Annotated in this window: 10 protein-coding genes and 1 tRNA gene; 1 reads left to right on the top strand and 10 read right to left on the bottom strand. The window is 71.9% G+C overall.

Features of this window, described 5'->3' with window-relative positions:
- Nucleotides 1–62: 62 nt before the first annotated feature.
- From tilS to RB150_05655, 5 genes are all read right to left on the bottom strand, one after another.
- Nucleotides 63–1,472 (bottom strand): tRNA lysidine(34) synthetase TilS, encoded by a 1,410-nt coding sequence (gene tilS / locus RB150_05675; GenBank protein MDQ7820020.1) that lies wholly within the window; start codon nt 1,470–1,472, stop codon nt 63–65.
- Nucleotides 1,473–1,607: 135 nt separating this feature from the next.
- Nucleotides 1,608–1,684, bottom strand: a tRNA-Met gene (locus RB150_05670).
- Between the two features lie 272 nt (nt 1,685–1,956).
- Nucleotides 1,957–2,430 (bottom strand): BsuPI-related putative proteinase inhibitor, encoded by a 474-nt coding sequence (locus RB150_05665; GenBank protein MDQ7820019.1) that lies wholly within the window; start codon nt 2,428–2,430, stop codon nt 1,957–1,959.
- 51 nt (nt 2,431–2,481) lie between these two features.
- A complete protein-coding gene (gene rpoZ / locus RB150_05660; protein ID MDQ7820018.1) occupies nt 2,482–2,688 on the bottom strand; it encodes a DNA-directed RNA polymerase subunit omega in 207 nt (68 codons plus the stop codon).
- Nucleotides 2,689–2,798: 110 nt separating this feature from the next.
- A complete protein-coding gene (locus RB150_05655; protein ID MDQ7820017.1) occupies nt 2,799–3,188 on the bottom strand; it encodes a hypothetical protein in 390 nt (129 codons plus the stop codon).
- A 132-nt stretch (nt 3,189–3,320) separates the two neighbouring features.
- On the opposite strand from RB150_05655, the gene RB150_05650 reads away from it, so the two are divergent.
- The gene (locus tag RB150_05650) at nt 3,321–4,526 is read left to right on the top strand and encodes an MFS transporter (protein ID MDQ7820016.1); all 1,206 of its coding nucleotides are present in this window, start codon (nt 3,321–3,323) and stop codon (nt 4,524–4,526) included.
- Here the strand turns inward: RB150_05650 and RB150_05645 are convergent.
- The 5 genes from RB150_05645 to RB150_05625 all read right to left on the bottom strand — a co-directional run.
- On the bottom strand, nt 4,485–6,272 hold the full coding sequence (locus RB150_05645) for a heme o synthase (protein MDQ7820015.1): 1,788 nt from the start codon (nt 6,270–6,272) through the stop codon (nt 4,485–4,487). The two genes, RB150_05650 and RB150_05645, sit on opposite strands and share 42 nt — an antisense overlap.
- Before the next feature lie 59 nt (nt 6,273–6,331).
- A complete protein-coding gene (locus RB150_05640) occupies nt 6,332–7,003 on the bottom strand; it encodes an ATP-binding protein (protein MDQ7820014.1) in 672 nt (223 codons plus the stop codon).
- Nucleotides 7,004–7,105: 102 nt separating this feature from the next.
- On the bottom strand, nt 7,106–10,987 hold the full coding sequence (locus tag RB150_05635) for an AAA family ATPase (GenBank protein ID MDQ7820013.1): 3,882 nt from the start codon (nt 10,985–10,987) through the stop codon (nt 7,106–7,108).
- Nucleotides 10,988–11,078: 91 nt separating this feature from the next.
- Nucleotides 11,079–12,260 carry an HD-GYP domain-containing protein gene (locus RB150_05630; protein ID MDQ7820012.1) on the bottom strand — a complete coding sequence of 394 codons (1,182 nt, stop codon included), beginning with the start codon at nt 12,258–12,260 and terminating at the stop codon, nt 11,079–11,081.
- Nucleotides 12,261–12,294: 34 nt separating this feature from the next.
- On the bottom strand, nt 12,295–12,834 hold a 540-nt coding region (locus RB150_05625; protein ID MDQ7820011.1), incomplete at its 5' end, for an HD domain-containing protein.

Genomic DNA, 12,834 nt, shown 5'->3' with positions numbered 1-12,834 from the left:
CCGGTCTCCCCTGGCCGGATTGACGTCACCATACACCGACTCCCACCGGACATCAAGCGGGCTCAAGCCGGCCGCAGAGGCTCGACCCGCAGACGCACCACCTGCCGGCTGCGCTCGGTCACCCGGGCCGCTTCGGCCACGCGGTGACCCACCACCCACAGGATCCGGCCGGCGGCGTCGGTCACCACGGGCATGCGGGGACGCTGCCAGCGCGGGACCTTGGCGTCCACATAGATGTCATGCACCTTGCGGCTGCCCGGCAGACCCAGCGGGACGATCCGGTCGCCCCGCCTCCAGGGCCGCACGACCAGTTCGCTGCCCGCCGCTGCGGCGTCCAGATAGGCCAGGGCGGGGGTGGTCTCAAGATGGGCGACCCCCTCCCGGTCCACGACCTCGGCGCGCACCTCCACGCCCAGAGCCTCCGCCGTCACCCGGCCGGGCACCGGGAGGCGATATTCGCGGCTGTCGGGCGGCGGCGGGGGCGCCACCACCTCCACCGCCTCGTAGGCCCGGCGCACCACCCAGCCCGCGCCCGTCGCCTGCCGGCCAGGCCGTCCCAGGGCCACGTCGTATGCCCCACTTTCTTCAACGCGAGTCATGGATGCGGATGTTCCGGTGACCTGCGCCACGGCCAGGCGCAGCAGCCGTCGCCGCACCGGCGGCGCGTGGCGGACGAACGCGGCGACCGGCAGGCGCACCCCTCCGGGCACGGGAGCCGCCTCCCGGGCCAGCGCCTCCGCCGCCAGGTCGTCCAGCCACGCCGACACCCGGGCGGTCAGGTGGCCCAGGTCGGCCAGAACCTCCCGCAGCGCCGGAAACTGGCGGTCGAAGACCGGCAGGACCTCCCAGCGGATCCGATTGCGGAGGTAGCGCAGATCGCGGTTGCTCGGGTCGTCCCGCCAGGCGATTCCCCGCAGGCGCAGGAACGCCACCACCTCCTGCCGGGTGCACTCCAGCAGGGGCCGCACCACCGCCGCCGGCCCCAGCGGCCGCCGAATCGGGATTCCCCCGGCCTCGTCCCACGCCGCCCCCTGCAGCAGCCGCATCACCATGGTCTCGACCAGGTCGTCCCGGGTGTGGGCGGTGGCCACCCGCCGGTACCCCGCCAGCGCGGCCACGCGGGCGAAGAACGCGTAGCGGGCCCGGCGGCCGGCGTCCTCCAGGGAACGCTTCTCGGACGCCGCCAGCGCGCGGACATCCGCCTCCTCGACCGTCGCCTCCAGTCCCAGACCGGTGGCGATCTCCCGCACGAAGGCGGCCTCATCCCCGGCCTCGGGCCGCAGGCGGTGGTTGAGGTGGGCGACGTGCAGCCGCCACCCCCACCGGGGCGCCAGCTCCGCCAGCGCGTGCAACAGCGCCACCGAATCGGGACCGCCGGAGACGGCGACCACCACGCCGTCCCCGGGGTCCAGCAGCCGGTGGGCCTGCACGGTGCGCTCTACCTTGTCAACCAGGTCGGCCCCAGGTACCACCGATGTCCTCGCCGCGCCTCAGCCTCGGCCAAGGCAAAGCGGAGCGGCCCCCTGGCCGCCCCGCCGCCACCAACCTTCCTCGGGCTTCCCGGGCCATGCCCACGCAAGGCCCGGCGACCCGCTCCTGTCCGGGCGTGGTGGCGGCGGGGAGAGTCGAACTCCCGACACCGCGGGTATGAGCCGCGTGCTCTGACCAACTGAGCTACGCCGCCACGCGATCCCATTATACGCGGAAGCGCGGGACCGCGGAAGCGCGGGAACGCGACCCAGCATGAGGTCCCTTCTCCGCGCGGGAAGGAGGTAAGGACTCACCTTCAACCTTCAACGTAGTTCCTGGTTCCCCGATCCCGGAAGGCCGGCGGCCAGGGGATACCCGGTCGCAGCCGTGCCAGGGGGGCGCGATGGAGGCCCGGAAGAGTGAAGGGGGCTGTCAGTCCTGATCCCCGATCGCGGATCTCGTGATGCCGGCAGCGCCGTCGTCCCCCTAGCGTTCCACGATCACGAACGCCAGGGGGGGCAACCGCATCTCCCGCCCGGGACCCGCCCGGCCCAGGAAGACCGCCACCGCTTCGTAGGGACCGGGATCCACCGGATGGCCCTGGAAGTCGCGCTGGTCCCACGTCAGGCGCGCCGACAGCCGCTCCCCGGGCCGCAGGGTGACGGTCTGGACGACCTGGATGAACGCCTTGTCGTGGGACCACTGCCAGACGGCATCGCCCCGGGGCCGGCGCACGATCAGGTCAAACCGCTGGCCGCTGGTGAATGTCAGTGCCAGGGGTCCCTCCCCGCGGTTGACGGCGGCGATGGTGACCTCCACCGGCTCCCCCGGGGCGAACGCCGGCCGGGGCAGTGCGGCCTCCACCCGCAGGGCTCCCGCAACCTGCTCCACCACCAGCGGACCGCCCGCCAGGGCGATCGCCCCCAATCCCGCCAGTACCCACCCCCGGATTCTGTCCACGCTCTCCCGCCTGGGGATACGCCCCCCGCGGCTTGTGGGTTCCCGTCGGGGTTACTTGACTCCCACCTTGGGCATCTCAAACCGGATCTTGCCCGCGGCGATCTCCTCCAGGGCCACGGTGACGGGATTGGACGACTCCACGTCCACCAGCGGGAGGGCGCCTTCCTTCAGCTGGCGCGCCCGCTTGGCGGCCACGATCACGAGGGCATACTTGTTGCCGACGCGTTCCAGCAGCGCCTCCAGAGGCGGCTTGATCACCTGTACGTCACCTCATGGGAACACGGGCGTCATGGGGACAGATCGTATTGTATCCACGACCCCTGCTCTGTCAAGCAATGGAGGACGACCTGGCTGGCTCCCGGCGCCGGCTACTTCCGCCGCGGGGGTGCTCCCGCCCGGTTCCGGTGGCCCGCCAGGCTGGCCCCGATGCGGCCGATGAGGCCGAAGACCGCCAGCATGCCGCCCAGCCCCATCAGCCCCACGGAGCCGAAATACAGCTGGTCCAGGGTCTGCAACCGCTCGGCGGTGATGAGGCCCGGGTCGGCGGCCAGTTGGGCAACCGCTTGCTGGATCTGCGGGAGGGTGCGGGTGTAGACGTACACCCCGCCCCCCAGCGCCGCCAGGCCCACCGCCTCCGCCAGGACGTCGGTCACCCGCGCCAGCACCCCCCGGTACTTGTAGACGGCCGGCGCGAGGGTGAACGACACCGAGAGCAGTTTGGCCCAGTCGATCTGGCTGAGGTCGGGCAGGTTCTGCACGCCATGACTCCCCCGATCCGGCTGGTCGTGCGGGTTGTACTACTGTCCTTCCCGGAATATCATGGGCGGAGACATCGTGGTGGTTGCCGGTGACCGGCGGCCGCGTTCCCCCGCACCCCCGGTGCCGCTTCCGTGGCTCACGACGCCCGCGCCGGCTGGCGCATCCATGCCCTGGGCGTGATCGCCCTCGGGGCGCTGATGTCCATCACCGTCACGTCCCCGGTGATCCCCCTGTACCTGGACCACCGCGGCCTGCCTGCGGCCCACGTGGGCGGCGTCATCGGCGCCCTCTCGCTGACCCTCATCGTCACCGAGCTGATGGCGCTGGCGGTCAGCGCCCGGATCGGCCGGCGGGCGGCTGCCGTGGTGGGGCTGGTGGGCAGCGCGGTGATGTTTGCCTGGTTTCCGTTGACGGCCAGCCTGGCCGGCCTGTACCTCACCCGGCTCCTCCTGGGGGCCGTGCGGGGGATCCTGTGGCCCGTGGTCTGGACGGAGGTGGCCGAAGCGGGGCCGCCCGAACGCCGCCCGGCGATTCTGGCCATCTTCTGGGTGTACTTCGGCGTCGGCCAGCTGCTGGGCCCGGCCGTGGGCGGAGTGCTGGGCCAGCGCCTGTCGCTGACCGCCCCCTTCTTTGCCGCCGCCCTGATCTCTGTGCTGGCGGCCCCGGCGGCGGCAGCCGTGCGTCCGATCCGCGACGGGAGCGGGCGGGCGCTGGGGTCCTACCGGGCTCTGATCCGCGGCCGCCCGGGCGTGGTCCGGATGTGGGCCCTGACGGCCTGCAGCACCATCGCCTTTTCCGTCTACGCCACCTTCATGCCCCTCCACGCCGCCGGCCGGGGCCGGACGGAGGCGGAGATCGGCCTGATCTTCACCGCCGGAGCCATGGCGTTCATCGTGGCCCAGGCAGCGGTCGGCCGCCTGGGGACCCGCGTGCCGGAGAACCGGGTCCTGGCTGCCGCCTTTCTCGCCCGAGGCGTGGGCGTGGCCATCACCCCGCTGCTGGACTCGTTTCCCGCGCTGCTGGCGGTGAACGTCCTGTCCAGTGCCGTCGGCGCGGCAGGACCTCACGGCCTGTCGGTGCGGGTCGCCGCCCGCACACCCCGGGAACACATGGTCGCCGGCATGGGAGGATTCAATGCGGCCGCAGATGCGGGGTTCTTCCTGGGCCCGGTGGCGGGCGGGGTGCTGGCCGGAAACGGGGTGGCGTGGGCGTTTGCGCTCGCGCCAGCGGTCACCGTAGCCGCCCTGGGCGTGCTGGCCGTGGACGCCCGGACCGTCCCCCGGAGCGCGCCGGTCTCAGGCGGTCAGGAACCGATCGGCCACCATGGCGGCGAATAGCAGGGCCAGGTAGACCACCGAGTAGCCGAATACCCGCACCGCCGCCGGCGTGGACTTCTCGCGCACCAGGCGCGCCGCCAGGGCCACGAATCCCCCGCCCAGGCCCAGGGCGGTCAGCGCGTACAGCGGCCCCAGGTATCCCAGCGCCCACAGCAACAGGCTGCAGACGACCAGCAGCACCGTGTACGCCAGGATCTGGCGGTGCGTGGACGTTTCTCCGGCCACCACCGGCAGCATCGGCACCCCGGCCCGGGCATAGTCGTCCCGCCTCCACAGCGCCAGCGCCCAGAAGTGCGGCGGCGTCCACAGGAAGACGATCAGGAACAGCAGCACCGCCGGCAGGTCAATCCGTCCGGCGGCCGCGGCCCACCCCACCAGCGGCGGCACCGCGCCGGCGGCGCCGCCGATGACGATGTTGTGGGGCGTCCGCCGCTTCAGCCACACGGTGTACACGCCGACGTAGAACAGCAAGGCGGCCAGCGCCAGGACCGCCGCCGGCAGGTTGACCAGCACCGCCAGCTCCACGAAAGCGCCCGCCCCCAGCAGGACGGCGAACGCCACCGCATAGGCCGGGATCACGCGGCCGGCAGGGATGGGTCGGCTGCGGGTGCGGGACATCAGCGCGTCGATGTCCCTGTCCAGTACCTGATTGAGGGCGTTGGCGGCCCCCGCAGACAGCGCGCCGCCGGCCAGGGTCAGCAGGACCAGCCAGGGAGAGACCCGTCCCGGGGTGGCAATCAGCATGGACGCCAGGGCGGTCACCAGTAGCAGGACCACGATCCGCGGCTTGGTCAGCGCCACGTAGTCCAGCACCCGCTGCGCCCGCGTCCGCGCCGGGGGACGGGTCCTGGCGGTTGCCGGGAGGACCTCGCCTTCGGGCAGGCGGAAGGCCAGCACGGCCAGAGCCACCAGCGTACCCAGCAGGGCGGCCGCCGTGGCCAGGTGGCTGACGGTCACGGCGTCGGCGAGCTCATACTCGATGTTCAGTGCCCCCAGCAGGACCTGCAACACAAACAAGCCCACCGCCACCGCCGACGTCGCCTGCAGCGCCGGACGGCGGCCCTGGGTGCGGGAGGCGACCCAGGCGGTGGCGACGATCATCGCCCCGGCCACCACGGCGCTGAACCGGTGGAGCAGGTGCGGTCCCACCCGACCGCGCAGCGCCGGCAGAAGCTGGCCGTAGCACAGCGGCCAGTCGGGGCAGGCCAGCCCGGCCCCGGTGGCGCTGACGTATCCTCCGGCCAGGACCAGTCCGTAGGCGACCACCGCCGTCGCCACCGCCAGCCAGCGGAAGCGATCCCGCGGCGGCGCCGCCGGCCCGAGGGTGAAGGCCGTGACGGCCAGGACCACCAGCACGGCGAAGAAGGCCATGGCCGCCCCCAGGTGGGCGACCACCAGCCAGGCCGACAGCAACAGACGCACCGTCAGGCCTCCGAGGACGACCTGGACGGCCAGCAGGAGCACGGCCAGCACCGCAGGACGGCCCAGGACGGCCCGGGAGGACGGGTCACGCCACACGACCACCACCGCCGCCAGGGTCAGGACGCCGACCAGCGAGGCCACCAGCCGGTGAGACCACTCCACCAGCACCAGCGGCTCCAGGGGCGGGATGAGCCTGCCGTGGCACAGCGGCCAGTCGGGGCAGGCCAGCCCGGCCCCGGTGGCGCGGACCACACCTCCCAGGACGATGAGCGTAAAGGTGGCGATGAGATTCGCCACAAGCAGGCGGACAACCGCAGGACGCATCGGCGATAGTTTTCGCCGCCACCGGCATCCCTCCCTGGCGCGCCCCGACGGGGGGCCGGCTAGGCCATCGGGGAGGGTCGGGTGGCGTCGCGGCGCGCGGCGGCGGGCAGCGGACAGTACAGCGTGACCTGGGTTCCGCGGCCGGGGGCGGAACTGACCTCCACCCGTCCGCCGGCCATCGTGGCATGCTCGTGCATCAGCCTTAGTCCCAGGCGACCGGAGGAAGGGTCAGAGAGATGGGGCTGGGTGCGGACGTCAAATCCACAGCCGTCGTCCCGGATCCGCAGGAGCACTCCCCCGGGAATACCCGCCAGGACGACCTGGACCCGGCACGGCCCGGCGTGGCGGGCAGCGTTCAGCAGCGCCTCGTGGAGCACCACCGTGGCGGCCGCCAGCACCCGGTGGGGAACCCGTCCGGGCGATTCCTGGAGGGTGACCTCGACGGAGATGGCGGGGTGGGCGCGGCGGAATTGGTCCACCAGCCGGCGGATCTCCTCGCTCAGACGCAGAGCCCGGCCCGTCGGGCGGGAGGCAGCCAGCGCCCGCAGCAGGGCCTCCAGGTCCGCCAGCATCCCCTGGAGCCGGCGGACCTCCACCACCGAGTCCGGCGCGCCGGACTGCACCGCCTGCTCGCACACCCGCGACTGGAGAATGACCGCCCCGATGGAGTCCAGGACCGTCGAGTGCAGCCGGTACCTCCAGAACGCACGTTCTGCCCGGACCCTTGCCATGACCGCGTCTGCCCGCTGGGGACCGTGCGGATGATGACCACCACGAACCGGAGAATGTCCGGATCCCCCGTGGCAGCTGCTCTTGGACAGGAGGGCGGTGTCCTAAGAGCCCCGGACCGACGCATCTGGGTGCCCGGGGGATCCGGAACCCTCATCGGGCACCCCGACCGTACCACGGCTCTCTCTCGCCGGTCTCACAGACCCCGCCGGAGACGGGAAACGCGCCGTAGCCCGCCCCGACTCATCCGACGCCTGAATCGCGAGACCGGCTAGGTCGTTGCGGATGGTGCGCTCGGAGACCCCCAGCAGCGCGGCTGCGTCCCGGCGCGTCATCCCCCCTGTCCGCATGAGGGCCGCCAGCAGGCGGCGCCTGTCTATCCCGCCGGGACCGGCCACGTCTAACGCGGTGGTCGCAGGAGTCGGAAGACCGGCCGAGGGGATGATGTCGGCCGCGTCGGCGCCGGGCACGCCCCGGCGTGCACACTCCGCGAGGATCTCCCGGGACGTGGCCAGACGCAGGAACCGCCGGCGCAGCGGCCCCTTCAGGGTCAGCGCCTGCGCCCACAGCGCCAGGCTGGCCTGCTGCAGAGCGGCCCCCGCGGCGCGGTCGAGCCCCGCCGCCCGGTAGACCTGATAGCGCGTCCAGTGGATCTGCTGGACGCGCTCCAGGCCGTCCACCCTGCGCAAGAGTCGAGACAGGCGGTGGACGAGGGCGAGGGCATCCGCCACTTTCCCCTGGCCCAGGCGCGCCCGGGCCAGCGCGGCCTGGACTGCCGCCAGGGAGGCCACCTCATCGCTGCGGGTGACGGCCCGCGCCGCCTTCTGCAGGTGCCGCTCGGCGTCCCGGTACTGCCCCAGAGCGAGGTAGATGGCCCCCAGGCGGTGCTGGATGTCAAAGCCGACCCAGGTAGGCCTGCGCGTCGCCGCATTCAGCGCCTCCGCCCGCCGGGCCCAGGCCAGGGCCTCCCGCGGCCGTCCCTGATCCAGGAGGATCCCGGCCATCGTGTCGTGGTAGACAGATTGGTTTTCCGCTTCCGCCGTTTCCCTCACCAGCTGCAGAGCCGTCCGGATGTAGCGGCGGGCTCGGGTGAAGGCCCCGACGACACGGTACACGCCGTAGGCCGCGTTGTTGAGAAGCATGATCTGGGCCCGGACGTCCTTGCACTCGCGGGCGGTCCGCAGAGCGGTCTCACTTTCGAGGATTGCCCGGCGCAGATCCCCCCCGACAGCGCGGGTGATGGCCAGCTGGCTGAGGCCGCGCGCCTCGCCCACCCGGTCGCCGATCTGCCTCAACGCCTCGACTCCGCGCGTCAGCAGGGTCTCTGACAGCTGCAGTCGCCCCAGGAACCGGTACAGAATGCCCTTCAACAGGTAGACCGAGGCCTGGGACTGCCTGTCGCCGAGCGTCTCGAGCACCGCCGCGGCGCGGTCGAGGTAGGCCAGCGCACGCCTGTTCTCGTTGTGGAAGGCCATGACCGTGGCCACGTGCATCAGACTGCGCGCTTCCCCCGCCCGGTCCCGGGCCCTCCGGTAGGCCGCCAGCGTGCGCAGCATGGTGGACCGCGCCAGGTCATAGCGGCGCATATTGATGTAGGCCAGGCCGCTGACCTCGGCGGCCCGGGCCACCCCGCAGAGGTCTCGCAGGCTCCGGGAGATCTGGGTGGCCTGCCGGGCGGCCTCCAGCGCCTGCTCGTTGCGGTTCAACCGCAGGAGCAGGCCGGCCCGCAGCCGGAGGGCTTCAGCCAGCAGGCGGCGGTCCCGCAACGTCCCGGCGGCCGCGGTGAGGGCGTCGATGTCCGCCCCCTGGGCATCGCGCTCCCCGAGCAGATCGAGGACAGCCTGGCGCTTGAGCAGAAGGCCCACCCTGCGCCGCAGGAGGGTGGCGTCGGCGGAAACGGCCGGGAGCAGGTCCAGGGCCCGGGAGTACCACCGGGCGGCGTCGGCATTGGCGTGCACACTCCGGGCCTTGTCCCCGGACAGCTCCGCATAGCGCACCGCCTGGTCCCGGTCTCCCGCCTCGCGGGCGTGCCAGGCCAGAGCTTCGGTGTTCCAGGGGCGGACCCGCTCCACCAGAGAGGCCGCCCGGCTGTGCAGGGTGCGTCGCCGGGACGGGGCCAGCATCTCCAGGGCCACCAGGCGGATGCTCTCGTGCACAAACCGCCACCCACCCGGGACCTCGTCCACCACCCGTGCCGACCGCAGCCGGTCGGCCAGCTCCATCAGGCGCTCGTCGTCCAGTCCGGTGATTTCCTGGAGGTGCTCCCGGGACACTTCGCTGCCCAGGACGGCGGCCGCGTGCAGGAGATCCCGCGTTTCGGGCTCGAGCATCAGCAGCCGGCGACGCACAACCTCCTGCACCCGGCCCGGCAGGCGGACATCGGTCGACCCCTGAAGGCGCGGGACCCAGGCCCACCGGCCCAGGGCGTCCCGGGAGACGACTCCTTCCGCCCGCAGCAGGTTCAGAAACTCCAGGGTAAACAGCGGAACACCACCGGTTCTGTCCCAGATGTAGGACACCAGGGATTCCGGCAGATGCCGGGTTCGGAGGACCTGCCGCACCAGCGCACCCGTAGCCTCCCGGGTCAGAGGCGCAAGCGCCAGGAGTGCCCCCCCTGCCGACGCCACGAGCCGGACGACATCATCCGCCCCGGGTTCTCCGACGCGAACGGTCACGAGCACGGCCACCCGCAGCTGCCGGAGGCGGTCCAGCAATGCGGCCAGCAGGGTGAGGCTGGCTTTATCAATCCGGTGCGCGTCCTCCAGAATCACCACCGTGGGACGATCGGCGTAGGGCGTGGCGAACAGGCTGAGGACAGCTTCAGCGACGATCGCGCCGCTGTACCGCGCCGGATCCGGCGCGCCGACGTCGCCGGGGAACACGCCCGGAAGAAGGGTCTGCAAGAGAGCCGTCAGCGCTCCCGGAACGTCGCGGCGGTCCCCACCGAGGCGCACCAGGCGGGGCCACAGGGCCTGCACAAACACCTGATACGGGGGCGGCTCCTGCAGATAGGGGCACCGTCCCACCAGCACGTCGAATCCGCGCAGCTGCGCCTCAACGACCAGCGCCTCGACCAGTCGGGTCTTGCCAATTCCCGCCTCGCCCGGGACCACCACGGCCACTCCTGCGCCCCGGCGGCATCCCTCGATGAGGTCCAGCAGTGCGGCCAGCTCCGCCTGGCGACCCACCAGCGGCGCGTCCGGCAGCCGGCTCAACACGGGGCTGGAGGGACCACCGCCCTGCCCCGGGGCTTCGTCGATGGCGCGAGACCGCAGGTACCGCCACAGGGCCACGGTCTGGGCCGAGGGATCCTGTCCCAGTTCTTCCCTCAGGATCCGGCGGAGCCGGGTGAACTGCGCCAGAGCCGCCCCCAGGTCGCCGGCCAGGTGGTAAAGAATCATCAGGTTCTGATGGGCCTCTTCGTCCAGGGGGTCCAGACGGAGGAGTTTTCGGGCGTAGGCGATGCCGCGGTCTGTGGCCTCAGTCTCGATGGACAGACGCACCAGCTCCCGCAGCGTCTGCTGGTAGAGCTCCCGCAGGTGTCGGCGGTCGTCCTCGAGCCAGTCGGCGGTCACGTCTTCCAGGAGGTCGCCGCGGTACAGACCTTCAGCCGCCTGCAGTGTGGCGTAGCGGTCGGCTGGCGGCTGACTGCGGGCCCGCTCCAGGAGGCCGGTGAACTGGGCCACGTCCACCTCCACCTGATCGGCCCGCACGGACACGGCCTGCGGCCGCGCGTGGAGCCTGAGACCGCCCGCCGACTGCAGGCGCGCCCTCAACCTCCACAGCACCGTGCTCAGGTTCCGCCGCGCCCGACCTTCGTCGGTGTCCGGCCACAGGATCCCGGCCAGCTTCTCCCGACTGACCTCCGTACCCGCCAGGACCAGGCAGGCCAGCGCCTCCGCCGCCTTGCCGGTGAGGCCGCTCAGCGGCACCGCCCCCACCGTGACGGACAGCCGCCCCAACAACTGCACGCGGACCGCGGACATATAATGAGCCTCCCCTGTGGGGACCGCGCGCAGCGGCCCCCGCATGACTGATACTCGTCGGGAGAAGGCCGGGCGGCGGAGCGCGTCGGGGTCAGGACGTCTGCAGGACCGACTTCAAAGCGCGGACCACAGCGGGATCGAACTGGGTACCGGCGTTCTCCTCAAGAATTCGCACTGCCTCCCACGGCGCCAGGGCCCGGCGATAGGGACGGTGGGTGGTCATGGCGTTGAAGGCGTCGGCCACCAGCACAATGCGGGAGCCGATGGGAATCTCCTCCCCTTTCAGGCCATCCGGATAGCCGGACCCGTCGTAGTGCTCGTGGTGGTGACGGACGATCTCGGCCGCCTCGGCCAGCAACTCGATGGAGTCCAGGATTTTCGCGCCGATCACCGGGTGGGTGCGCATGACCGCCATCTCCTCGGCAGTCAGCGTCGACGGCTTACGGATGATCTCGCGGTCCACCCCTACCTTGCCGATGTCGTGCAGAATGCCCGCAAACCGGATCTTGCGCACCTCGGTCTCGGGCAGGCCCATGACCCGGGCGATGCGCACCGCAATCTCCGCCGCGTCCCGGGAATGGCGGCCGGTGTACACGTCCTTGAGGTCGATGGCCCGGGCCACCAGGGAGAGGCTGGCGTACAGAGCCTCCCGCTGGTCGCTGAGCAGTTTGTAAGGGTGATAGGCTTCCACCAGGGCCACCACCAGCAGAGCCAGGGCGAAGTAGCCGACACGGCCGTCCCGGAAGACCAGATAGCTTAACCCCACGCCGGCTGCCGACAGAAGCGCATAGTTCAGCAGGATCGTGCGGCCCGCGTTGCGCAGAAACGTGCCCAGGGCCACCCTGTCGAACATCCGCGCGGACAGCGCCGTCACGCCTACCCGGGCGGCGACATAGGCCAGCACGCCGCCTGCCAGCCCCATCACCCACGGCGCCGTCCAGGGTGCGCTGGCAGCGGTCGCCGCGGCGACGGCGACCACACCACACGCCGCCGCGAAGGCCTCCTCGCCGGCCGCCAGGAGCACTTCCCTCGGGCGCTCCCGCGCGATCGCCCCCGCCAGAGCGGCCGCCAGGGGGGCCACCAGCAGGGGGGTGGCCCATGAGCCTACTGCCAGGGACGCCGCCACCACCACCGGAGCCAGTGTCATGTGCCCTGCCGGCTCCAACGTGATGCGCAGCCAGGCGGCCGGAACGACCAGTCCCACCAGGACAAGGTCGCCGACGTGGCCGCCCTGGCGGAGAAGCACCGCCAGTGCGCCCGCGGGAGCCGCCACGGCGACCGTCCCCAACACAGCCCGAAAGCCCCGCCTAACCACTATCGGCCACACGGTCTGTCACCACGCGGCCCGATTCGTCCACGAGAGACATAAAGGCTCTCACCACGGCCGGGTCGAAGGCGGTCCCCGAGCCGGCCTGAATCTCCCGCACGGCCGCCGCCGGGGACATCGGGTCCCGGCGGTCCGACCCTCCCGAGAGCAGTGTGTCATAGGCTTCGGCCACGGCCACAATCCGCGCGCCTAGAGGGATCCGGTCCCCGCCGAGCCCCCGGGGGTAACCCGTGCCGTCAAAGCGCTCGTGGTGGTGGAGCACGATCTCCTGAACATCCTTGCGGCGAAGTTCGCCGGCCACATCGGCCCCGAGCACGACGTGGCGGCGGACAGCGTACTCAGGATCGCGCACCCTCGTTTCCCCGACGTCCACCCCAATCATGCCCACATCATGCAGCAGCGCGCCGAGTTCGACGGCCTCGACCTCGGCGTCAGACAGGCGCATCCTCCTGGCGATCGCGGCAGCGATATCGGCCACCCGGCGAGAATGACCGGCTCCCTGGGGGAAGTGCGCGTCGAT

It is taken from the genome of Armatimonadota bacterium (assembly GCA_031081675.1).
Classification (GTDB): domain Bacteria; phylum Sysuimicrobiota; class Sysuimicrobiia; order Sysuimicrobiales; family Kaftiobacteriaceae; genus Calidihabitans; species Calidihabitans tengchongensis.
This window is presented reverse-complemented; position numbering and strand designations above follow the sequence as displayed.

Excerpts from the sequence above, each read along its gene's own strand:
- RB150_05635 (MDQ7820013.1), bottom strand. The coding sequence starts at position 10,987 with ATGTCCGCGGTCCGCGTGCAGTTGTTGGGGCGGCTGTCCGTCACGGTG.
- RB150_05645 (MDQ7820015.1), bottom strand. The coding sequence starts at position 6,272 with ATGCGTCCTGCGGTTGTCCGCCTGCTTGTGGCGAATCTCATCGCCACC.
- RB150_05640 (MDQ7820014.1), bottom strand. The coding sequence starts at position 7,003 with ATGGCAAGGGTCCGGGCAGAACGTGCGTTCTGGAGGTACCGGCTGCAC.